Here is a 20,425-nt window from a genome sequence, read left to right on the forward strand (position 1 = left end):
GCTGGTGACCCGTTTCAGTGGCCGCGCGCGGCGTCGTGGTAAATGGAGAGCGCTTGCGCCAGGCGCTCGCGGGCGCTGGCGTCGAGCGGCTGGGCGGGAGACCGCGCGGGGCCGGCAGGCATCCCGAGCATCTGCGCGGCCGTTTTCAGCACGACGGGCATCGTGCCGAGCGCGAACGCATCGCGCAGCGCACGCAGCGATTCCTGTGCGGCGCGTGCGCCGGCGATATCGCCGGCCTTGAACTTGTTCCAGATCGACATGACGACATGCGGGACGGCATTGGTCGTCGCGGCGACCGCACCGTCGCCACCCGCGATCAGCGTCCAGAGAATCATCGAGTCGGTGCCGGTGAAGACCGAGAAGTCGTCGCGCCGCAGGTTGATCAGCTGCAGCAGGCGATCGAAGTCGCCGCCGCTGTCCTTGATGCCGCGGATGTTCGGAATCTCGGACAGGCGCCGTACCGTATCGACCGTCAGCGTGATGCCCGCCTTCGCGGGAATCGTGTAGAGCATGACCGGCAGCGGCGTGGCGTCGGCGATCTTCTTGTAGTGGGTGTAGAGCTCCGGTTGCGTCGCGCCGTTGAAATACGGCGTGATGACCGATACGGCGTCCACGCCGACGTTGGTCATCTTCCGGTTCAAATCGATCACGTCACGCGTCGCATAGGCGCCGGTGCCCGCGATCACGGGCACGCGCGAGCGGGCCTGGCTGACCGCGATGCGGGCGATGCGCAGCTTCTCTTCTTCATTCAGCGCGATAAATTCGCCGTTGGTGCCGAGCACGAAGAGGCCGTGCACGCCCGACTCGATCAGCCGTTCGACCAGCGCGCGCAGGCCGTCTTCATCGACGTTCTCGTCCGCCGTCATCGGCGTAATCAGCGCGGGAACGATTCCCTTGAGCGAAATTGACATGCTTGCTCCATCGCAACTGGGACGGCGGCGGAAACGCCATCTCCATGGGGTGTGTCGACATCAGCGGACGCTGCGCACCGGCGGTCAGGATTGCGCCGCTGGATATGTCCTCCGACGCTATCCGGACGCATAGAAATCCCGGCCGATATCGGTGAATTGACTTGCTCGTTCCAATCAATAAATTAATCGATATGTGCATTTTAGCCTGTTTTGTGATCGATTCGATCAATGAAAACCCTGATATGACCGAATCAGTCATTTCTGTCATTGAGACGCGCTGCCGGTTCAGCGCTGGTCCACCCGTGCTGGGCAGTGGCTCGATGGTGGGCCAGCAGGGCGGCCAGCGGCGGATGTTGAAGTGCTTGGAAAAGCAGGGCACTTCGCAGCGGGTGTCGTGAATACGGCATCGACCCCATGTATCGTTCAGTCGGGCGGCCGCATTTTGGCGGGCACATTGAGCGCTTGATCCGCACCTTGATGGAGCGCGTCCGGGGCCTGCCGGGAGCGACTGGGTCATCCCATAGAGGGCCGCAAAGGGGGGAGTTCGAAAAGACGGCGTGTTGTTGACGCCTCGAGAATTCGAGCGATGGCTCGCGGTTGAGATTGGGAGACGCTACCATCACGCTCCGCATCGTGGGTTGCTCGAAGCAGCGCCGGCCGACACGCAGAAGACGCTCGCGTGTAACCCCGACTCTCGCCTGCTGCCACCGTCGACGGATGCTGAGCTAAGGTTCTTGATTCGATCTTTACTTGTCGCGCAAAGGAAAGTCACTGCCAGCAACGGTTCACCGCCTGGCATTCGTATGTGATGGAGAGCAACCGCTGCGCCATCAAGGCGTCGGTGAGTGGCAATACGTAGTCGGACTTCGGTGCGGTGATTGGTGCTGGGGACGAATTCTGACGCGCGCCGAGCAGCACTGAATGACGGGAAAGCTGCGGGCATGCTGTGACGACCGGCGCTTTTGACGTGTTTGGCGCGAGGTTGCCGCGCGTACTCCCGCCGCTTCGTTTGGCGTGAAGACAAGCATCGCTGTCGTCACGCATGTTACTCCACCACTTTGAACACGCGGTTCTTCGCGATTAAGCCGGCTTTCGCCTGTTTGCCGTCGTCGTCAGCGGCGGGCCGCAGATGCCGATCGTCGAGCGTCGGCCCCATATAGCGGCTGCGCGGCCGGATCACCTTGCCGACGCGCAGCTGCTCGATGCAGTGCGCGAGCAGCCCGACGCTGCGCGCAATCGAGAACAGCCCGAACGCCGCATCGCGCGGCAACTGAAGTTGCACCGACAGCATCGCTAGCGCGACATCGATGGTCGGCCGCTGGCCGGTGAGCGTCGTGACCTTGTCCACGAAGTGCGCGAGTTCCGCCGGGGGATCGAGTCGCGCGAGTAGCGAGGCCGCACGCGGATCGCCCTCGGGGTAAAGATGATGACCGAAACCGGGAATCGGGATCGCCGACTTCAAGTGATGATCGACGACATGCTCGGCACCCATTCGTTGCACATCGTCGAACACTGCGCGCACGCGTCCCGACGCGTCGCCGTGCAGCGGCCCCGACAACGTCGCGAGCCCCGTCAGCAGGCAGCCCGCGAGCGACGCGCCGGTCGATGCGGTGATGCGCGCGGCGAATGCCGAACTCGTGATCTCGTGATCGGCGACCAGCACCATCGCGCGGCGCAGCAAGTCTGCGCCATGGCTATCGAGGCCCCAGCCGGCCGCGAGCCGCTGATGGGTGTGAAGCGGTCTTGCGCCGGCGTTGTCGTGCGCGCCGAACGCGCGCGACACGATCGCAACGAGTTGCCCGGCCTCGATGTGCAGCGCGCTGTCGAGCCGGCCGAGCGTCGAATGGCCAAACGCGGCCAGCGTCGCGAGCATCGTGAACGCACATTGCCGGTCACGCTCGCCGGGCGGCAGCACGATCACCGGCGCGTCGAACGACACCGGCGCGGTGGCCTGCCAGAGCAGCGAAGCCGTTTCCTCGAGCGTCGCGCTATCTGCGAGTTCAATGCTGTCGCGGCCGCGATACCATGCGCGACCCTTCGAGAACGTGGTGATGCCGCTGTAGATGCACGGCTCGGCGCCAAAGATCGCGCTGGCCGCGAGCGCCGCTCGCTTGCGCCCGACCTGCTTCTTGCGGCACAGCGCGACCACATCCTCGGCCCGATACAGGCTCTTGCGCGGATCGTCGGGATCCTGCATCACGGCAATGCTGCCGCGGCTCGCGTACGCATAGACGGTCTGCGCCCGCACGCCGAGCCGCCGTGCCGCTTCCGTCAGGGTGATCCAGTTCTGCATGGTGAGTCGTGGTGAGGATGCGGCCGGTGTGCGGCCGCTTGCGCCGACTATAGACCGGGTTCAGTTGAATGTCATCTCGGCCGGGCGCCGCTCGAGCACCTCGACGAGGATGTCGCCGGGCGCGCGCACGAAACAGCCGCGCACGCCGGCGCGGATCCGCGTGACGGGCTGGACGATCTCCGCGCCGTTGTCGACCAGATGCGCGTAAGCCTCATCCAGATCCTCGACCAGCACGCCCAAGTGGTCGATCCCTTGCATGCACGCACCGTCCGGCACGATCGCCGGACACGCGTCCGGCAGCGCCGTGATGAAGAGGTTGATTGCCCCGATCCGCAGGTCGACGCGGCCGGGGCGCCGCACGATTTCGGCGTTCAGGCAGCGCGCGAACCACGCGGCGGTGGCCTCGGCATCAGCCGAGCAGAGTTGCAGGTGATCCCATTTAAATTCGATCATGGTCGTGTGCGGTACGTGCAGTGGAGCGTAAAAGGGGGCGAACCGGGTCAGAGCTCGATACGCGACAGCTTGCCGAGCAGCACCGAGTACGACAGCGTGCCGAGGAGGCAGATCGCACCCATCAGGTTCAGCGCCCAGAAAAAGTTGCCGGTGTGCTGCGTCACGTAGCCGATCATCAGCGGCGTGGTGACGGCTGCGATATTCGCGGCGAGGCTCGTGATGCTGCTGGTGAGCCCGACATAGCGTTTCGGCGCGATCTCGGACACCGCCGCCCACGACATCGAGCCGATTCCCTGTGCGAAGAACGCGACGGTCAGGATCGCGATCACCAGCGCGTTCGACTGCACGAAATTGACGAGCACGATCGATGCGCCGAGGAAGGTGCCGATCACGAGGGGCGCCTTGCGCGATGACGACATTGATACGCCGCGCCGGATGCAGAGATCGGACAAATAGCCCGCGATAAGGATCCCGAGCGTCGCGCCGATGAACGGCATCGCCTGGAAGAAACCGACCTTGATCATCGACATGTGCCGTTCCTCGACAAGGTAGGTCATGAACCAGGTCGTGAAGAACACCAGCAGCGTGTTGTTGCAGAACTTGCCGAGACAGATCGCGAGGATCTGCCGATAGCCCAGCAGGCGCAGCGCCATGCGCCAGTCGAATCGGTCGCGCGCCGTCACTACCGGCTGCCCTTCGGTGATGTACTGCAGCTCGGCCGCGTTGACGCGTGGATGGCGCGACGGATCGCGATAGAGCCGGTACCAGACGACGCTGAACAGAATGCCGAACGCGCCGGTCGCGAAGAACACGGTACGCCAGCCGAACGCGGATGAGATCCACAGCAGCAGCCCGGTGAAGAGCGGCGTGCCGATGTACTGACCCATCACGTACACGCTCGTCGCGAAGCCACGCTCCTGGACCGGGAACCACATCGTCACGGCGCGCGCGTTCGACGGAAACGCGGGCGCTTCGAGCGCGCCCATCGCTAGCCGCGAACCGAGCAGCATGTGATAGCCGTGCGCGAGCCCTTGCGTGAGCGTCGCCAGCGACCAGCCGACGAGCGACAGCGCATATGCGACGCGCGAGCCGAGCATGTCGGCGAGCACGCCCGCCGGCAGCAGCGCGATGGAGTAGGCGAGGCCAAACACGGCGAACAGCTCGCCCATCTGCACACGCGTGAGCGCGAGATCCTTCGATAGCGCGGGCGCGACGATGCCTAGCGCCGAGCGGTCGACGTAGTTGAGGATCGTGGCCACGAGCAGCATCGACAGTACGCCGTAGCGCACCCTTGATCGTCTTGCGGTGCCTGCGTGCGCGTCGAACTCGCGCATGACCGAAACCTGCTCTTCTGCGGTTTTCAATGTCGTCTCCTGTCTCCTGATTGCAGGGCCGGCGCGCGGTTGTCCGCGGTTGTCTCGTACGCCGGCGCTCGTCCGGTCAGCCGCGCCCGACGAACGGCATCGCGCTCGCCATGATCGTCATGTTCAGAATGTTCGCTTCGAGTGGCAGGCTCGCCATCTGCACGATCGCGTCTGCCACGTGCGCGACGTCGATGCGCGGCTCCGGTGCGACGCGGCCGTCGGCCTGCAGCACGCCGTTGTTCATCCGCTCGGTCAGCGACGTGGCGGCGTTGCCGATGTCGATCTGGCCGCACGCGATGTTGAACGGCCGGCCGTCGAGCGCGAGCGAGCGCGTGATGCCGAGGACCGCGTGCTTCGTGGCCGTGTACGCGATCGTGTTCGGGCGCGGCGTGTGCGCGGAGATCGAGCCATTGTTGATGATGCGGCCGCCTTGCGGCGTTTGGCGCTTCATCTGGCGCCACGCGGCGCGGGCGCACAGGAACACGCCGGTCAGGTTGGTGGCGACCACGTCGTTCCAGAACTCAAGCGAATAATCGTCGAGCGGCACGGCGCCTGCGTTGCGGCCCGCGTTGTTGAACAGCACGTCGAGGCGGCCGAAGTCATGCGCAATCCGCGTGAAGCTCGCATCGACCGATGCCTCGTCGGAAGCGTCGGTCGGAATGGCCGCGGCCACGCCGCCGGCCCGCTCGACGATCTCCTGCGTCGCGAGCAGCGGATCGATACGCCTGCCGAGCAGCGCGACGGTGAAGCCTGCTCGCGCCAGCGCAACCGCCGCTGCCTGCCCGATTCCGGTGCCGGCGCCCGTCACTGCCGCGATTTTTTTCTCTGGCTGCATTTTCACGCCCTCGTCTTCAGTCCGTTGAACATGCAAAAAGCATTGCGCGGCGACGATTTCGCAGCAATCTTGATTCTTTCAATCAATATCAACCGCCCCGTCCAGACGGGCTGGCGTCAGGGTTTTCCTGAGTTCGCGGCTGCGCCGTTCGCGCGCCGGCACGGCATCGCGCATGGCAGAGGATATGGTCGGAATCGGTCGATCATCCGGTCGCTCAATGCCGCGCGGACATGTTGATCGAACCAATCAATATTGACCCGCGCCGACTGCGCTTCGTAGCCTGTGTTCCGTTTTTCGACCCAAGGACGAGACCATGCCTGACAACAATCGCACCCGCCTGTTGGTTGCGCGACGCGTTCCCGCCGCAGTCGCCGCACGCGCAGAATCCGAATTCAACGCGTATATAACGGACGCCGACATGGACGCGCCGTCCGTCGTCGAGTTCTGCAACCGCTACGAGACGCCGGCGGTGCTGATCGGCAAGAAATCGGGGCTGCAGGCTGAGCACATCGCAGCATTGCCGCCGAGCGTGAAGATCATCGCGAACGCGAGCGCCGGGTACGACCACATGAATGTCGCCGCCGCACGCGCACGCGGAATCGCGGTCAGCAACGCCCCCGATGCGCTGACCGACTGCACGGCCGATTTCACGATGCTGCTGGTGCTGGCCGCGTGCCGGCGTGCATCGGAGTACGAGCGAATCGTGCGCGCGGGGTGGGGAAAGTCGTTCGGCATGACCGACATGCTCGGCACGCGCGTGAACGGCAAGATGCTCGGAATCGTCGGTTTCGGGCGGATCGGCCGGGCGGTCGCGCAGCGCGCGCGCGGCTTCGGGATGAAGATCGTCTATACCGACCGGCGTCCCGCACCGCCCGAGATCGAGGCCGGTGCACGCTATTGCGCGGATCTCGACACGCTGCTCCCGCAGTGCGACATCCTCACGCTGCACGTGCCCGGCGGCGGCACGCCGTTGATGACCCGCCGCGAATTCGGCTTACTGCGCGCCGGTGCGGTATTCGTGAATGCGGCACGCGGCAGTCTCGTCGACGAGGATGCGCTTTACGATGCGTTGACGTCGCATCGGCTGTTCGCCGCGGGGCTCGACGTTTACCGGAACGAACCCAACATCGATCCGCGCTTTGCCGCGCTCGACAATGTGTTTCTGTCGCCGCACATGGCGAGCGCGACCATCGAGACGCGCGACCAGATGGGGTTTACCGCGCTCGACAACGTCGCGGCGGTGCTTGACGGGAAGGGGGCGCCGAACGCGCTGTGATGACGGCGGGCGAGAGCGCTCGCCCATGCCGGGGTGTCCGATGACGGAACCCCCGGCTTCACACGCGTCGTCACTTCAACACCCCCTCCGCCACACCGCATGCGTGGCCTCGAACGCGCTGAGACGATGCGGGATACCCGAATAAGCGGTCGCATGCAGCAGCGTCGCTTTTATTTCGCCCAGGGGAGTGACGACGGACGCCCTAATGTCGAATAGCGAGAGAGCTTCCGCCTTGGTCTCGCCTGATGCGCCAAACCATGCCGCCGCTCTTAGTTTTGCGAAACATCGGATTCCATTTTCCGTACACCACGGGTCATAAGATGTCACATGTTATGGATGTGCGCGACCCCAGTAAATATATGGATGTGTCAAGTGTGCCGGCACGAACGCTGGTCATGGGCGTGCCGGCACGAATCGTCCGCGTACTGACCGAAGCGGAACTGCGTGAGAAGGTCGAAGCGACGAACCGCTACTGCGAACTCGCGGCAGCGAGTTTGGCAACGGTACGCCGGATCGATATGCCGATCGGTGGCTGAGCCGAGTGATATTGCCGGAATTAGACAGAACCACCGACCGTCGCGAATCGAATACGGCGATCGACGATTGTCGCGATCGGCTTTTGCGGCGGAGTGCCGCAATCGTTGGTTGTCGGCACTACCGAACGTAGCCGTGCAGGGCGCCGTAGACATGCGCGCACTGCACGATTCAAAAAATACGAATCAATCGGTCCCTGCCGTGCGGTGACCGGCATAGTACGGGGTGCGCCAGTTTGGCGTTATGCCCATGAAGTTGTCGAAATATGCGATGGCCAGCATCGGCTCTTCGAGCAAATTCTCGCGATACGATTGCCAGATCTTGAGCTGTCCGATTTTTTCGGACGGTTTGACGACTTTTCCACATTCCTGCTGTGATACGTTTTTGACGAGCTCGACGCAAAAATGAGTCAGTGCGAATCCGGTCGACCACCAGTCTGCAATTTCGCTGCTCGATTTTTTATGCGGAATGACGGTCACCGATGTGTCTCGGACAGCTTTGAATTTCAATAGTTCGGCGAGCAGCCCGCCGATGCAGAACTGAAAATAGTCAGCCGCGTTCTTGTGTTGGTAAAACTCGCTGTCTTCGAGGATTTGGGTCCACGCGACGAACGCTTGTGTGAACTGTCGCTCATCGAGCTCGAGCAACACGCCGGAATTTTTTGAGTAGTCGTCGCAATACTGCTGAAGAAGCAGTCTGCAAGATGACAGTTTGGTGAGAGCCGGCCATACGCGATGTATGGACCTTGCGATCGGTTCGTGTTCGTCTACCAAGATGCTTCTCCGGCGCATTGACTTCACAGGTAGCTGACAATTTTGGAAAACTCGCGCTGCATCGCGTCGTCCGGATTTCTCGATCGCAATGCGGCTCGAATTCGCGACTCGGACGCGCCTACGAGATCGGCCGCGAAGCGAAGCAGCGCGTCGGGATCGGACGGAAGCGCTGCAGGCTGAACAATTCTTGCGCACCCGGTGATACCGAGTAATAGAAAAACATATACGTTCGGCTCGGATACCAGCCACCACGGCGCGACGACATCAGGCAATTCATCGAATCGTGCGCTTCGAATCGGCTGGCGATCGATGAGCGATAACGTGAGTCGGGAATACGCGCGACAAGTATCGTCGGAAAATTTATCCGGGGACGCCTCGACCTGGATTTCCGATATGCCTTTCAACACATTGTGCGCGCCGCGCAGGCTGCTGAATGCGTCATTGATGCGGTGTTCAAATATAAGGACGTCCGTCGCACCCGCGTGCAGGATGAATCGCTTCGCGGCTGCGTAATAAAGTGCCGAGCAGTGGCGGATCAGCTTTGCATCCGCGGATTCGAGAATGATGCGTTCCAGGCCGCCGTCGAAGCTGACCGGCGCTTTCCAGTGATCCTGCAGTGGGGGGATCGCGTGACCTGCATACGTTTCGGCCGTTTCGAGCAGTGTGTCCGCGATATGGCCGACGGAGCCAAGAAATTGCGGCAGTGGCGGCAAGTTCGCGCGGTGGATAGCGGTTCGCTGAGAATCGGACCCAGAACCGGGGACGTTTCGCGCCGCGTATCGAAGTTGCCGCGCACAATCCATCAATGCAAGGCGAACTTGACCGAGATCCTGGACGATGTGCGATGGCGTCAATGACTTGGGTTCCATGGCTGCCTCGAGGCTGAAACATTTGAAGTTAAGATAGCACATTTGTTCAGTGTCATTGATCACCTTAATTTAGGGGAGGAAGCGTGCCGAGAGCCCGAACCAAGCAGCGAGAAGAGGCCATCGACGAGCAAAGCCCAGCGCGCAGACTGCGGCTGCGCGCGGCCTGGATGTACTTCGTGGAGGAGATGACGCAACACGAGATCGCACAGAAACTCGGCATCGGTCGGGTGACTGTCGTGCGCCTGCTGGCCGCTGCGCGCGAGCGAAACGAGGTAAAAATTTCGATTGGGGATCGCCTAGTCGAATGCGTGGATCTCGAACGGCAACTCGAGGAGCGATTCGGGATCGCGGAAGCGATCGTCGTACCGCTGTCAGCGCGAGACGCGGATGCCACCGCGCCAGTGAGCGCCGCCGCTGGCGAATATGTGTCGTCGATGGTGCGGTCGAACATGAAGATCGGCGTCGGTTGGGGGCGCACCCTTGTCAGTTCGCTGTCGTACATGGGTGAGCGTCCCGTCGAAAACGTCTCGGTGGTTTCACTGCTGGGCGGCATCATGAAGGCCCGACATTTCAACCCGGCGGAGTTCGCTTGGCGTTTCGCGACGTTGTATCAGGCGGACTGCTACCTGATGACCGCGCCGTTGGTGGTCGACAGCCCGGAGACCCGGCGCACGCTCATCGAGCGCTGCGGCCTCCGGGATATTTTCGATCTGGCGAGATCCCTGGATGCGGTCGTGCTCGGCGCTGCGGGCACTGGCCCGGAGGCAACGGCGCACCGATCGCGGTTCATCAGCGATGCTGATCGCGAATCCGTGATCAAGGCCGGTGCCGTGGGCGATCTGCTCTTCAACTTTTTCGACGCCAACGGACAACTGGTTGACCATCCCATCAACGAGCGTGTGATGTCCGTGCCGCTCGACATCGTCAAGCAAGTACCGGTGCGCGTGCTTGCAGCGGGCGGCGTCAGCAAGGTGCCGGCGCTTGGGGGCGCTCTGAGGTTATTGCGACCGTCCGTATTGATCACGGATCAATACGCCGCAGCGGACTTGCTGAAACTAGCGAGCTGACCCTCGCGCGGAAAGGACCCCGTCACCTTTCCGTACTCCGCGCTCGTCCCCACTGCCGAGAGAAGCGCGCTCTCGCACCACCCCCATTCGCGGCGACGGCAGTGATGCTGCGCCGCATCAATTTCTGTATGAGTGCCCGCCGCTGGGTGGCGCTCGCGTCAACGAGCCGCTCGCGCGGCTCCTCCTCTTTCCGTCCCCAAATTTCCATGCGCTAGGAATAACCCTAGATGCGCTCTTTTTGCCGCTTGGTCGCTTGTACCTTTTGTGAACAAAGTGATATTGTAAAAAACAAATGTGCACTGAACGTCGCGGCGATCCAGGTTGCAAACGCGGGTTAAGGGCACATGTCTGCGCAAGCGCGCGTCACTACCCCAGGAGACATCGTCGATGCTCAACATCATTCCTAGCGGCCTGGCGGCCGACCTCAAAACCCGCGCCCAATCGGGCAGACCTATTCGAATTGGCTTGATCGGCTCGGGCGAAATGGGCACGGACATCGTGACCCAGGTCCGGCAAATGGAAGGTCTCGAGATCGGCGCGATCGCGGACCTCCGCGTCGACGCTGCATGCGAAGCGGTTCGAGTCGCCAATCAGGTGGACGAGGGCTATCGCGTCGTCGAGACAGGCTCGGGGATTTCGCAGGCGATCGAGGCCGGATCGATCGCCATCACGCAAGACTCGAATGCGATCTGTACCAACGATCAAATCGACGTGGTTATCGATGCGACCGGCAAACCGGCGGTGGGCGCGCAGATCGGCCTGCTGGCCATGGAACACGGCAAGCATCTCGTGATGATGAACGTCGAGGCCGATGTGACCATCGGCGCATATCTGCGTCGTGAAGCGGAGCGGCTGGGCGTCGTGTACACGCTCGGCGCCGGCGATGAGCCGAGCTCGACGATCGAGTTGATCGATTTCGTCAGCGCGCTCGGTTATCCGATCGTCGCCGCGGGCAAGGGCAAGAACAACCCTCTGAATATCGACGCGACGCCGGATGACTACATGGCCGAAGCCAAGGCGCGCAACATGAACCCGCGCATGCTGGTGGAGTTCGTCGATGGTTCGAAGACCGCGGTCGAAATGGCGGCGATCGGAAATGCGACCGGGCTGATTCCGGATGTGGCAGGCATGCATGGTCCCGCGGCCACGCTCGACCAACTGCATGAGGTGCTTTGTCCGGTGGCGGACGGCGGGATCCTCACCCAAAAGGGCGTGGTTGATTACACCATTGGAAAGGGCGTCGCACCCGGGGTGTTCGTCGTTGCCGAACTTGCACATCGTCGCCTGCGCGAGCGCATGGCAGACCTCAAGCTCGGCAAGGGGCCGTATTACACGTTCTATCGTCCGTATCACCTGACGAGTCTCGAGGTGCCGCTCAGCTGCGCGCGCGCTGTCCTGTACGGCAAAGCCGACATGCGGCCGCTCCCCGTTCCGGTGGTCGAGGTTTGCGCGGTCGCGAAGCGAGACTTGAAAGCCGGTGACCGCCTCGACGCGATCGGTGAATTCACGTACCGCGCCTGGGCCATCGCGGCGGACCACGCGCTTGCACAGCGCGCGGTTCCATGCGGCTTGTTGGAAGGCGGCATCGTCACCCAAGCAATCCGAAAGGGCGAATTGCTGACGTACCAGAACGCCGCGGTCGACGCGAACGCACCGATCGTCAAACTGCGCCAGCGCCAGGACGAAATGGTCCGCGGTGCGCGTGCCGCCGCTTGAGGAGAAGATGATGGGATTCGTTGCAGAGAAGATCGAAGGAATGCCCGAAGTCTATCGGCATGTCTCGGTGCAGGCGCTGCGTGACGCGCTGAAGAAGATGCAACTCGTGCGTCGATTCGAGGAGAGCGCGGAGCAGGCGTATATGCGCGGTCTGATTCACGGGACGATGCACCTGTCTATCGGTCAGGAAGCTTCCGCGATCGCGATGACGATGCTCCTGACCGATGAGGACTACATCACGTCAACGCATCGCGGGCACGGCCACTGCATCGGCAAAGGTGCGGATCCGAAACGCATGTTCGCCGAATTCTTCGGCAAGGAGACGGGGTATTGCCGGGGGCGGGGCGGTTCGATGCACATTGCGGATGTGAGCCGCGGAAATCTCGGCGCCAACGGTATCGTGGGCGGAGGCTTGCCTATCGCGGTCGGCGCGGCGCTGTCGATCAAGAAGCAGCGCAAGGACTCGGTTGTCGTGTGTTTTTTCGGCGATGGCGCGAACAATGAAGGTGCGTTCCATGAATCGCTGAATTTCGCCGCGATCTGGAAGCTGCCGGTGATTTTCGTCTGTGAAAATAACCGGTACGGCATGTCGATGTCGGTCGAACGTTCGACGGCCGTCAGTCGGATCTCGCAGCGCGCGGCTGCATATGACATGCCCGGCATCACTGTCGACGGCAATAGCTTCGGCGACGTGCTGACGGCGGCTGAAGGCGCGATCGAGCGTGCCCGAAAAGGCGAGGGGCCGACACTCATCGAGTGCGAGACATACCGCATTCGCGGCCACTCCAAGAGCGACCGGAACCGCTATCGCACCCGCGAAGAGATCGAGTCCTGGGGCGCAAGGGATCCCATTACGAAATTCGAGCGGCAGTTGGTGGAACTTGGACTGATCGACGCCGCAGCGGTGCAAGTAATCCACGCGGAAGTCGAGGAAGAAATCAAGGCGGGTCTGGACTACGCGCAGAACAGCCCGGCACCGGACATCGCCGAGTTGACGCGCTATGTATATACGGAGAACGGGGGGAATGACCATGAGTGACCAGCGCGAACTGACTTACGCTCAGGCGATTCATGAGGCAATGGGCATCGCAATGGAGCGAGATGAGCGCGTGTTCCTGATGGGCGAGGATATCGGAGTCTACGGCGGTGCGTTCCAGGTGACCGGTGACCTGTTTCAGCGCTTTGGTGCGGGACGTGTCATGGACACGCCCATCGCTGAGCTGGCAGGCGCAGGCATTGCGGTCGGTGCGGCCATGACCGGCTGCCGGCCGATCTACGAATTCCAGTTTTCGGACTTCGCAACGCTTGCGATGGAACAAATCGTGAATCAGGCCGCGAAGATGCGTTACATGCTGGGCGGGGAAGTCTCGGTGCCGGTTGTGATGCGCTTTCCGGCCGGTTCGGGGACAGGTGCCGCAGCCCAGCACAGCCAGAGCCTCGAGGCCTGGTTCGCGCACGTTCCTGGGTTGAAGGTGGTGCAACCCAGTACGCCCCATGACGCGAAGGGATTACTGCTTGCTGCGCTTGAGGATCCCGATCCGGTGATGATCTTCGAACACAAGCTCCTGTACAAGAGCAAGGGCATCGTGCCGGAGGGCTACTATGTGGAGCCGATCGGCAAGGCCGTCGTTCGCCGCGAGGGGCAGGATGTCACGATCGTCGCGACTTCGATCATGACCGTGCGTTCGCTGGAAGCGGCAGACGCGCTGCAGCAGGAAGGCATCGACGTGGAAGTAATCGATCTGCGCAGCATCCGTCCGATCGACCGCGAGGCGATCATCGACAGCGTACGCAAGACTTCGCGTCTGGTATGTGTGTACGAAGGTGTTCAGCAACTGGGCATAGGCGCCGAGATCGCGTCGATCGTTTGCGAAAGCGACGCCTTCGATTATCTGGACGCACCGATCGTCCGGCTGGGCGGGGCGGATTGTCCGTTGCCTTACAACCCGCAGCTCGAGAAGGCTGCCGTGCCGCAGGTGCCCGAAATCGTCGAGGCGATTCGGCATATCGTCGGTCGGAGGGGCTGAGATGGCGACCGAAGTGATCCTTCCTCGCGTCGACATGGACATGACCGAGGGCACCATTACCACCTGGTATGTCAAGGACGGCGACACGATCAGGCATGGCGAGCCGATCTTCGACATCGAGACCAGCAAGGCCACGATGGAAGTGGAGGCCCCGGCGAGCGGCACGGTCCGGCAGATTACCGCCAGCGTCGGCGATACGGTCCCCGTCGGAACCGTGATCGCATGGATCTATGCCAATGGTGAGACCGTCATCGAGCAGGACGTCGGCACGACCGCATCAGGCGTTGCCGAGCCTGACGCTGCGGCTGAACCCTCGATCCATCGTCGCGCGGACGTCGCAGATGCGGCATTGCCGGGTGATATCAGCGACAGCCGGATTCGCGCGACGCCCGCCGCTCGTCGGGCCGCTCGCGAAAGCGAAATCGACTTGGGCAGCCTGCAAGGATCCGGTCCGCATGGGCGGATTATCGAAAATGACGTGCGCGCCGTCGCCGCTGGGAGCGGCGGTTCACGTGAAGTGGTAGCCGGCGCGAGCCAGCAAGGCGCGCTCAATCGGGTCTGGCTGCAGCGCGGCGGCCCGGCGACGCTGGTGTTTCTGCATGGATTCGGGGCCGAGGCGAATAGCTGGCGCCCGTTCTTCAATGCGTTGCGCGACGCCGGCCTTGCGAAGAATCTCGGTGTACTGTCGATCGATCTGCCCGGACATGGAAAATCGCCGGCCGACGCTGCCGCATCGCTGGAGAACATCGTCGACGCGATCGGCGCTACGCTGGCCGCAGAAGATGCCGCGCACTGCCATCTCATCGGGCATTCGTTCGGCGCGGCTGTCGCGATTGCGTTGAGCGCTTCGCGCCATGTGCGTGTGTCGTCGTTGACGCTGGCCGCACCGGCGGGGCTGGGTACCGAATGCAACGGTGCGTTCTTGCGCGGGCTGACGCAAGCCGCCGATCGAACCAGTCTTACGCGATGGCTGCTGGAATTGGTTGCGCGTCCCGGTGTGATCGACGACGCGTTCATCGCGACGGCAGAGCAGCAATTGTCGAGCGAGGCAAAACGTGTGACGCTTGCGTCAATCGCGGAGACGTTTTTCCCGGGCGGCCGGCAGAAGATTGATCTGCGAGCGGCCATCGCGTCGCTGACAATGCCTGTTCGCGTCGTCTGGGGGGCATCGGACAAGATCATTCCGATCACGCACGCGAATGGCTTGCCTGGCCGGATTGCGCAGCACCGCTTCGCGGACGTCGGTCATTTGCCGCACGTCGAAGCGCTGGCTGATGTGATCGGCATCGTCGGCGAGCAATTGTCACGATAGGCGGAGCCATTCATGAACCTGGAGCTTGACGGCAAGATCGCGCTGGTAACGGGGCTATCGTCCCCGATCGGCGACGAGGTGGTCCGTGCCTTGCGTACCGCCGGCGCAACGGTGCTTACGCAGCAGGCACGCGTTCTCGAACTGTTGGATGAAACGGGAGACGGTCAAGCGAATGTCGACAAGGCGGGGGCGGAAATCTTCACGGCGCGGCGTGCGGTCGAACTGGTCGAACGGACCGTTCTCGAATTCGGGAGACTCGATATCGTCGTCCATAACGGCTGCGCGCGCCTGGATGGGGCAAACGATCTCGAGATTCACGAGCGAGAGATCGATCACGCGTACGCCGAGTGCGTCAAGGCTGCGTTCTACATCGCCCATGCCGCGGCTTCGCAGTATCGGCGAGTCAAGCGAGGCGTGATCGTCAATATCGCGCCAACCGCCGAAGCCGATTCCTGGTGCGTGCCATGGCAGAGCGCCTGTGCCGCGGCGCTCTGTCAGCTATCCCAAGCATTGGGACAACGATTGAAGGGTGACGGGATCCGCGTCAATGCCGTGTGTCCAACGGTACCCGCATATGATGAGTTTCGCCGCGCCTCACATGGAGCGACGCTGCAGTCGGCCCTGCTGCCGTCGATCCCGAGGCGAGAAGATGGCATGTCCGCCGCGGTGCGTGCCGCTCTGTTCCTGGCTTCGGAGGCGTCACATTACATTTCGGGTCTCGTGTTCCCGATCGAGGTCAATTCGGGTTTCTGTTAGAAGAATCGTTTCTAGAGCTTCGTGTCGCGTTTTCCCGTATTTACCCAAAAATGAACAATTGTATTATTCAAATGCGCATTTGTTCAAATGGCGGCGCGAAATAATCCGCCAGATTCGTACCGTTTGTTAAAGCAGCTCGAGCGAGGTAGGAGACATGCAATGGAACTCGTACGGTTCGGTTTACTGGCATTGGCTGTCACGTGGGCGCTGCAGCTCATCGCCGGATGGGCCCATATGCGCTACTACAGGGACACGCTCAGAAAGACGGCGCGAACGTGGGGCGACGGGTTCCTCGGCGTGGGAACGTTCAAGCCGCGGATCGGGCGAGGCGCGGTTGCGATCGTCGTCATCGGTGACGATTGCATTGTCAGGCAAGTATTGGCCATGTCCGGGCTTACGGTGTTTGCTCGCTTTGAAGCGCTTTCCGGATTCAACGGCGGGTCGATCGGCGAGTTTCAGCAACATGTGGCGTCCTCGGCGCTTGCGCCGCGTCTCAGGCACGCGCTTCACAGCGCGCTCGACATGGCTTGCAGAACCGCGAACGTCAACCGTCCTAACGTTGCCGTGATTGAGTAGACGAACGCTGTAAAGCACGCTGGTCGTAGTGCTGTTTCAATTGATGCATCTGTCGCACATTACAACTTCATCAGGAGACAACCATGAATCCGCTGGATTTTCTCACTCATGCCGCCGAGGCGTTTATCGGCGTATTCAACGCAGGCGGAAAGACGTTCGTCGGCTTTGTCACCGGCATTTTGCCGACACTGATCGTGCTGCTCACCGCGGTCTACACAATCATCGCGCTGGTAGGAGAGCAGCGCATTCAGGGATTGGCTCGTTTCCTTTCGAAGAACATCGTGACGCGATATTCGCTGTTGCCGTTACTCGCGATGTTCTTCCTGACTAATCCGATGGCCTACACGTTCGGCGTCTTCCTTGAAGAGCGTCACAAACCCGCGTTCTACGATTCCGCAGTGTCCTTGTGTCATCCGATCACTGGCTTGTTTCCGCACTGCAATCCCGGTGAGCTTTTCGTCTGGCTTGGTGTGGCAGCAGGTATCACGAAGCTCGCTGAAACACATGCCGCACCGTTTTCATTGCCGAAACTCGCGCTCTTCTACCTGGGCGTCGGCCTTTTCGTCAATCTCCTGAAAGGAGTGCTGACCGAAGCGATCACACGCATGATCGCGAAGCGCGAAGGCCTGACGCTTTGAACTCGACACGATAAAACACGAGAAATCATCTGGAGGAGAAGGAAATGGACGCGCGTACGTACAAGGCGGTTGAGGTTCGAAAAGGGCCAAACGGCTGGGGCGGTCCACTCGTCATCGCACCGACGGTGGAGCGCAACAAGATCGTGGCCGTAACCGGAGGAGATATTCCGAAGGTAGCACAGCGGCTGGCGGATATGACCGGAGCAACAGTTGTCGACGGCTTCCGCAATCCACCGCTCGAATCGGAAATCGCGGCTGTCGTCATCGATTGCGGGGGAACCGCGCGGTGCGGCGTATATCCGCGAAAGCGCATCCCGACTGTCAATCTGAGTCCGGTCGGGCAGTCGGGTCCGCTTGCGCAGTTCATTACCGAAGACATCTATGTGTCCGGCGTCGAATTGAACAGCTTGCAGTCCGTCGACGACGACGCGTCGAACGTCGACGCACATCGCGCCGCTTTCACGAGCGGTGACACACCGGCCGCCGCAACGCCGTCACCGGCGCAACCGCGCACCGGGGAAAGCCACGGCGGCTTCGTCGGGATGATCACGTCGGTCGGCCGCGGCATGGGCGGCGTCGTGAATGTGCTGTTCACGAGTGGCCGCAAGTCGATCGATACCGTCATTCGCAACGTGCTGCCGTTCATGGCGTTCGTGACGATGTTGATCGGCGTGATCAATTCGACCGGGGTGGGAACCGGGCTCGCTCATCTGCTTTCGCCGCTGGCGGGCAATATCGTGGGGCTGGTGATCCTGTCGGCGATCTGCGGTCTTCCGTTCCTGTCGCCCGTACTCGGACCTGGCGCCGTGATCGCGCAGGTCATCGGCGCGGCAATCATCGGGCCGGCCATCGGTAATGGCACGATTCCTCCGCATATGGCGTTGCCGGCGTTGTTCGCGTATGACACCCAGGTCGGTTGTGATTTCGTGCCAGTCGGGATGGCACTCGGCGAAGCGAAACCTGAGACGATTCGCGTCGGCGTGCCGGCCGTACTGATCAGTCGCCAGATCATGGGGCCGGTATCGGTGTTGATCGCTTGGGTGGTCAGTTTTGCTCTCTAAAAACATCTTGAGGTCACGCATGCATTACTACAAGACAATCATTTCCAGTATCGGCGAAGAAGTGGAATCGCTTCTCGAAGGTGGCGTGCTGATTCTGTATTCGGATGGCGCGCCCTCCGAACTGGCAGAGGTGTCGGTTCTTCACTGCGTTGAGCAGGCGCACAGCCACGCGCCGCGTATTGGCTCCGTGCTGCGCATCGGTGAGATTTCTGCGATCGTGACTGCCGTTGGGCAGACGGCCTGGAACAAGGTGAGCGAACTGGGCCATGTGGTCATCACGTTCAATGGGGCCCATTCGGCAGAGCGCCCTGGGGAGATCTGCGCATCGGCGGTCGATCCTGAACGGCTCTTCAAGAGCATGCAGAAAGGGACGGTCATCGAGATCGTTGACGCCTGAATCGCACCGACGTCAATCGTTGTCACCCACGGAATACGAAAAGGCATCGTCATGTTGGAAACTCAGGTTGTTGTCAAGGTACACGAGGGTCTGCACGCGCGCCCCGCGACGCAATTCGCAAAGCTTGCGAAGGGGTTCAATAGCGCGCTGAAAATCGGGAGAGGCGATGCATGGGCGGACGCGAAGAGCGCCGTGAAGCTCATGTTGCTAGGCGTGAAGCAGGACGAGCAGATACTTCTTCGAGCGGACGGCGAAGACGAATGCGAGGCGGTGGACAGGTTGACGCAATTTCTGTCGAACGTCAGCGCAATCGTGCAGGGCGCCACTGCACAGGACGGCCATCGTGGGTCCGGCGGTTCTGCAGCGGCTCCGCAAGCGTTCGAGCGCACGGCATCGGCGCAATCCGCTGACGATGCCGATCCTCCCGGCGCGTTGAGAGGCGTTCCGGCGAGTGAAGGGCTGGCATTTGGCAGTGCGCTTGTGTACGTTCGTGACGAACTGGTGATCGATCGCCAGTTCGTGTCCGAGCACGAGGTAGCGGACGAAGCTAGGCGATTCACCGCGACGCTCGAGTCCACTTTGGCGGCGATGCTCGAGCCGGGCGACGGGACGATGGGAAACGAGATCATCGAGGCGATCGCCGATGTCGCAAGGAGCGAAGACTACGCGGGCACGATCCGAGAGCTCATCGCAACGCGGTGGAGCGCGGCGGCGGCTACGCTGAAATGCGGGCAGGAACTGGCGTTCGCGTTCGAATCGATGACGGACGAATATCTTCGCAGCCGCGCCGACGACATTCGCGGCCTGACGCGCGAGATCGTGGCCGTGCTTCTTGGCAAGCAGCATAAGTCGCTGCGGGAACTAGACGTGCCGAGCATCATCCTTGCCGAAGAACTGTCCGCGCCGGATCTCGCGCGCGCGAACCTCGTCAATATCCTCGGAATCGTCTGCACATCGGGCAGTGCGACATCGCATGTCGCGATCATTGCGCGCTCGCACGGCATTCCGGCAGTTCTGGGTCTGCCGATCGACAAGGACCGGCTGCGATCGGTCGCGCGTGTATCGATTGACGGCACGACCGGAGAGGTCTGGCTCGACCATTCCGACGAGCATGAAAAGGAACTATCGCGCCGCATCAAGGCGCAGCGCGAACAGCAATCGGCGCTCCTTGCTTATCGGGACGTCGAGCCCCGCACTCGCGGCGGACGCCAGATACAGATCGCCGCAAACATGGGTTCTCTGGCGGAACTTGACTCGGCCTTGCAAGCCGGCGCGATGGGCGTGGGGCTATTCCGTACCGAGCTGCTTTTCATGGACCACCAGCGGGTGCCCACGGAGGACGAGCAATACGAAGTTTATGCCACGCTCGCACGGCGCTTTCACCCGTGGCCTGTCATCATTCGGACGCTCGATGCGGGCGGTGACAAGCCGTTGCCGGGCATTCGCTTCCCGAAGGAGGAGAATCCGTTTCTGGGGTGGCGAGGCATCCGGATGTGCCTTGACAGCCCCGAAGTGTTCCAGCCGCAACTGCGGGCGCTACTGCGTGCCGCCGCGCACGGGAACATCT

At 62.0% G+C, this 20,425-nt stretch carries 23 protein-coding genes; 15 read left to right on the forward strand and 8 right to left on the reverse strand.

All coding sequences use genetic code 11. The annotated features are described in order from the left end of the window. Positions 1 to 14 precede the first annotated feature (14 nt). Positions 15 to 911, reverse strand: coding sequence for a 4-hydroxy-tetrahydrodipicolinate synthase (gene dapA, locus U5A56_RS27800; RefSeq protein WP_124523047.1), 897 nt, complete (start codon positions 909 to 911; stop codon positions 15 to 17). 161 nt (positions 912 to 1,072) lie between these two features. Between dapA and U5A56_RS27805 the strand changes: the two genes are divergently transcribed. Further along, positions 1,073 to 1,309, forward strand: coding sequence for a hypothetical protein (locus tag U5A56_RS27805; protein WP_321925634.1), 237 nt, complete (start codon positions 1,073 to 1,075; stop codon positions 1,307 to 1,309). Between the two features lie 370 nt (positions 1,310 to 1,679). On the opposite strand, the gene U5A56_RS27810 is transcribed toward U5A56_RS27805, so the two are convergent. The 5 genes from U5A56_RS27810 to U5A56_RS27830 all read right to left on the reverse strand — a co-directional run bounded on the left by U5A56_RS27810 (position 1,680) and on the right by U5A56_RS27830 (position 5,856). After that, positions 1,680 to 1,955, reverse strand: a complete 276-nt coding sequence (locus tag U5A56_RS27810; protein WP_321925636.1) for a hypothetical protein — start codon at positions 1,953 to 1,955, stop codon at positions 1,680 to 1,682. A 1-nt stretch (position 1,956) separates the two neighbouring features. After that, positions 1,957 to 3,204 (reverse strand): citrate synthase family protein, encoded by a 1,248-nt coding sequence (locus U5A56_RS27815; protein ID WP_124523053.1) that lies wholly within the window; start codon positions 3,202 to 3,204, stop codon positions 1,957 to 1,959. A 60-nt stretch (positions 3,205 to 3,264) separates the two neighbouring features. Next, positions 3,265 to 3,657, reverse strand: coding sequence for a VOC family protein (locus U5A56_RS27820; RefSeq protein WP_321925639.1), 393 nt, complete (start codon positions 3,655 to 3,657; stop codon positions 3,265 to 3,267). A gap of 47 nt (positions 3,658 to 3,704) precedes the next feature. After that, on the reverse strand, positions 3,705 to 4,991 hold the full coding sequence (locus U5A56_RS27825) for an MFS transporter (protein WP_124646566.1): 1,287 nt from the start codon (positions 4,989 to 4,991) through the stop codon (positions 3,705 to 3,707). A 106-nt stretch (positions 4,992 to 5,097) separates the two neighbouring features. Beyond that, on the reverse strand, positions 5,098 to 5,856 hold the full coding sequence (locus U5A56_RS27830) for an SDR family oxidoreductase (protein ID WP_321925641.1): 759 nt from the start codon (positions 5,854 to 5,856) through the stop codon (positions 5,098 to 5,100). Between the two features lie 30 nt (positions 5,857 to 5,886). Here U5A56_RS27830 and U5A56_RS27835 point away from each other — a divergent pair, with 30 nt between their 5' ends. From U5A56_RS27835 to U5A56_RS27845, 3 genes are all read left to right on the forward strand, one after another. Then, the gene (locus tag U5A56_RS27835; RefSeq protein ID WP_124921003.1) at positions 5,887 to 6,093 is read left to right on the forward strand and encodes a hypothetical protein; all 207 of its coding nucleotides are present in this window, start codon (positions 5,887 to 5,889) and stop codon (positions 6,091 to 6,093) included. A gap of 76 nt (positions 6,094 to 6,169) precedes the next feature. Continuing rightward, complete coding sequence (locus tag U5A56_RS27840) at positions 6,170 to 7,132, forward strand: D-glycerate dehydrogenase (protein ID WP_321925643.1); 963 nt, start codon at positions 6,170 to 6,172, stop codon at positions 7,130 to 7,132. A 245-nt stretch (positions 7,133 to 7,377) separates the two neighbouring features. Beyond that, entirely contained in the window at positions 7,378 to 7,668 is a 291-nt protein-coding gene (locus U5A56_RS27845; protein ID WP_321925645.1) for a hypothetical protein, read from the forward strand. A gap of 183 nt (positions 7,669 to 7,851) precedes the next feature. Here the strand turns inward: U5A56_RS27845 and U5A56_RS27850 are convergent, their stop codons facing one another. Together U5A56_RS27850 and U5A56_RS27855 are read right to left on the reverse strand one after the other, a co-directional pair. Beyond that, positions 7,852 to 8,439: a hypothetical protein gene (locus U5A56_RS27850; RefSeq protein WP_321925647.1), complete on the reverse strand. Its 588-nt coding sequence runs from the start codon at positions 8,437 to 8,439 to the stop codon at positions 7,852 to 7,854. Between the two features lie 23 nt (positions 8,440 to 8,462). Further along, positions 8,463 to 9,308: a hypothetical protein gene (locus U5A56_RS27855; RefSeq protein ID WP_321925649.1), complete on the reverse strand. Its 846-nt coding sequence runs from the start codon at positions 9,306 to 9,308 to the stop codon at positions 8,463 to 8,465. 83 nt (positions 9,309 to 9,391) lie between these two features. Here U5A56_RS27855 and U5A56_RS27860 point away from each other — a divergent pair, with 83 nt between their 5' ends. From U5A56_RS27860 to U5A56_RS27910, 11 genes are all read left to right on the forward strand, one after another. Then, positions 9,392 to 10,375 carry a sugar-binding transcriptional regulator gene (locus U5A56_RS27860; protein ID WP_321925651.1) on the forward strand — a complete coding sequence of 328 codons (984 nt, stop codon included), beginning with the start codon at positions 9,392 to 9,394 and terminating at the stop codon, positions 10,373 to 10,375. Between the two features lie 387 nt (positions 10,376 to 10,762). Next, positions 10,763 to 12,091 carry a homoserine dehydrogenase gene (locus U5A56_RS27865; RefSeq protein ID WP_321925652.1) on the forward strand — a complete coding sequence of 443 codons (1,329 nt, stop codon included), beginning with the start codon at positions 10,763 to 10,765 and terminating at the stop codon, positions 12,089 to 12,091. A gap of 10 nt (positions 12,092 to 12,101) precedes the next feature. After that, positions 12,102 to 13,130, forward strand: coding sequence for a thiamine pyrophosphate-dependent dehydrogenase E1 component subunit alpha (locus tag U5A56_RS27870; protein WP_321925653.1), 1,029 nt, complete (start codon positions 12,102 to 12,104; stop codon positions 13,128 to 13,130). Then, positions 13,117 to 14,118, forward strand: a complete 1,002-nt coding sequence (locus U5A56_RS27875; protein ID WP_321925654.1) for an alpha-ketoacid dehydrogenase subunit beta — start codon at positions 13,117 to 13,119, stop codon at positions 14,116 to 14,118. The genes U5A56_RS27870 and U5A56_RS27875 overlap by 14 nt, the downstream gene beginning before the upstream one ends. 1 nt (position 14,119) lies before the next feature. Further along, on the forward strand, positions 14,120 to 15,430 hold the full coding sequence (locus tag U5A56_RS27880) for an acetoin dehydrogenase dihydrolipoyllysine-residue acetyltransferase subunit (RefSeq protein WP_321925656.1): 1,311 nt from the start codon (positions 14,120 to 14,122) through the stop codon (positions 15,428 to 15,430). Between the two features lie 12 nt (positions 15,431 to 15,442). After that, on the forward strand, positions 15,443 to 16,186 hold the full coding sequence (locus U5A56_RS27885; protein ID WP_321925658.1) for an SDR family NAD(P)-dependent oxidoreductase: 744 nt from the start codon (positions 15,443 to 15,445) through the stop codon (positions 16,184 to 16,186). Between the two features lie 159 nt (positions 16,187 to 16,345). Then, the gene (locus U5A56_RS27890) at positions 16,346 to 16,762 is read left to right on the forward strand and encodes a transcriptional regulator GutM (protein ID WP_321925660.1); all 417 of its coding nucleotides are present in this window, start codon (positions 16,346 to 16,348) and stop codon (positions 16,760 to 16,762) included. An 83-nt stretch (positions 16,763 to 16,845) separates the two neighbouring features. Continuing rightward, a complete protein-coding gene (locus tag U5A56_RS27895) occupies positions 16,846 to 17,400 on the forward strand; it encodes a PTS glucitol/sorbitol transporter subunit IIC (RefSeq protein ID WP_062885851.1) in 555 nt (184 codons plus the stop codon). A 44-nt stretch (positions 17,401 to 17,444) separates the two neighbouring features. Further along, positions 17,445 to 18,461 carry a PTS glucitol/sorbitol transporter subunit IIB gene (locus tag U5A56_RS27900; protein ID WP_321925662.1) on the forward strand — a complete coding sequence of 339 codons (1,017 nt, stop codon included), beginning with the start codon at positions 17,445 to 17,447 and terminating at the stop codon, positions 18,459 to 18,461. Between the two features lie 19 nt (positions 18,462 to 18,480). Further along, the gene (locus U5A56_RS27905) at positions 18,481 to 18,858 is read left to right on the forward strand and encodes a PTS glucitol/sorbitol transporter subunit IIA (RefSeq protein WP_321925664.1); all 378 of its coding nucleotides are present in this window, start codon (positions 18,481 to 18,483) and stop codon (positions 18,856 to 18,858) included. Between the two features lie 51 nt (positions 18,859 to 18,909). Next, on the forward strand, positions 18,910 to 20,425 hold a 1,516-nt coding region (locus U5A56_RS27910), incomplete at its 3' end, for an HPr family phosphocarrier protein (protein WP_321925666.1).

It is taken from the genome of Burkholderia sp. BCC1998, assembly GCF_905339875.1.
Classification (GTDB): domain Bacteria; phylum Pseudomonadota; class Gammaproteobacteria; order Burkholderiales; family Burkholderiaceae; genus Burkholderia.

Coding starts and splice junctions, on each gene's coding strand:
- U5A56_RS27885 (WP_321925658.1), top strand. CDS start 15,443: ATGAACCTGGAGCTTGACGGCAAGATCGCGCTGGTAACGGGGCTATCG.
- U5A56_RS27815 (WP_124523053.1), bottom strand. CDS start 3,204: ATGCAGAACTGGATCACCCTGACGGAAGCGGCACGGCGGCTCGGCGTG.
- U5A56_RS27825 (WP_124646566.1), bottom strand. CDS start 4,991: ATGCGCGAGTTCGACGCGCACGCAGGCACCGCAAGACGATCAAGGGTG.
- U5A56_RS27845 (WP_321925645.1), top strand. CDS start 7,378: ATGCGCCAAACCATGCCGCCGCTCTTAGTTTTGCGAAACATCGGATTC.
- U5A56_RS27905 (WP_321925664.1), top strand. CDS start 18,481: ATGCATTACTACAAGACAATCATTTCCAGTATCGGCGAAGAAGTGGAA.
- U5A56_RS27835 (WP_124921003.1), top strand. CDS start 5,887: ATGCAAAAAGCATTGCGCGGCGACGATTTCGCAGCAATCTTGATTCTT.
- U5A56_RS27880 (WP_321925656.1), top strand. CDS start 14,120: ATGGCGACCGAAGTGATCCTTCCTCGCGTCGACATGGACATGACCGAG.
- U5A56_RS27840 (WP_321925643.1), top strand. CDS start 6,170: ATGCCTGACAACAATCGCACCCGCCTGTTGGTTGCGCGACGCGTTCCC.
- U5A56_RS27890 (WP_321925660.1), top strand. CDS start 16,346: ATGGAACTCGTACGGTTCGGTTTACTGGCATTGGCTGTCACGTGGGCG.
- U5A56_RS27865 (WP_321925652.1), top strand. CDS start 10,763: ATGCTCAACATCATTCCTAGCGGCCTGGCGGCCGACCTCAAAACCCGC.
- U5A56_RS27870 (WP_321925653.1), top strand. CDS start 12,102: ATGGGATTCGTTGCAGAGAAGATCGAAGGAATGCCCGAAGTCTATCGG.
- U5A56_RS27855 (WP_321925649.1), bottom strand. CDS start 9,308: ATGGAACCCAAGTCATTGACGCCATCGCACATCGTCCAGGATCTCGGT.
- U5A56_RS27875 (WP_321925654.1), top strand. CDS start 13,117: ATGACCATGAGTGACCAGCGCGAACTGACTTACGCTCAGGCGATTCAT.
- U5A56_RS27810 (WP_321925636.1), bottom strand. CDS start 1,955: ATGCGTGACGACAGCGATGCTTGTCTTCACGCCAAACGAAGCGGCGGG.
- dapA (WP_124523047.1), bottom strand. CDS start 911: ATGTCAATTTCGCTCAAGGGAATCGTTCCCGCGCTGATTACGCCGATG.
- U5A56_RS27895 (WP_062885851.1), top strand. CDS start 16,846: ATGAATCCGCTGGATTTTCTCACTCATGCCGCCGAGGCGTTTATCGGC.
- U5A56_RS27830 (WP_321925641.1), bottom strand. CDS start 5,856: ATGCAGCCAGAGAAAAAAATCGCGGCAGTGACGGGCGCCGGCACCGGA.
- U5A56_RS27820 (WP_321925639.1), bottom strand. CDS start 3,657: ATGATCGAATTTAAATGGGATCACCTGCAACTCTGCTCGGCTGATGCC.
- U5A56_RS27900 (WP_321925662.1), top strand. CDS start 17,445: ATGGACGCGCGTACGTACAAGGCGGTTGAGGTTCGAAAAGGGCCAAAC.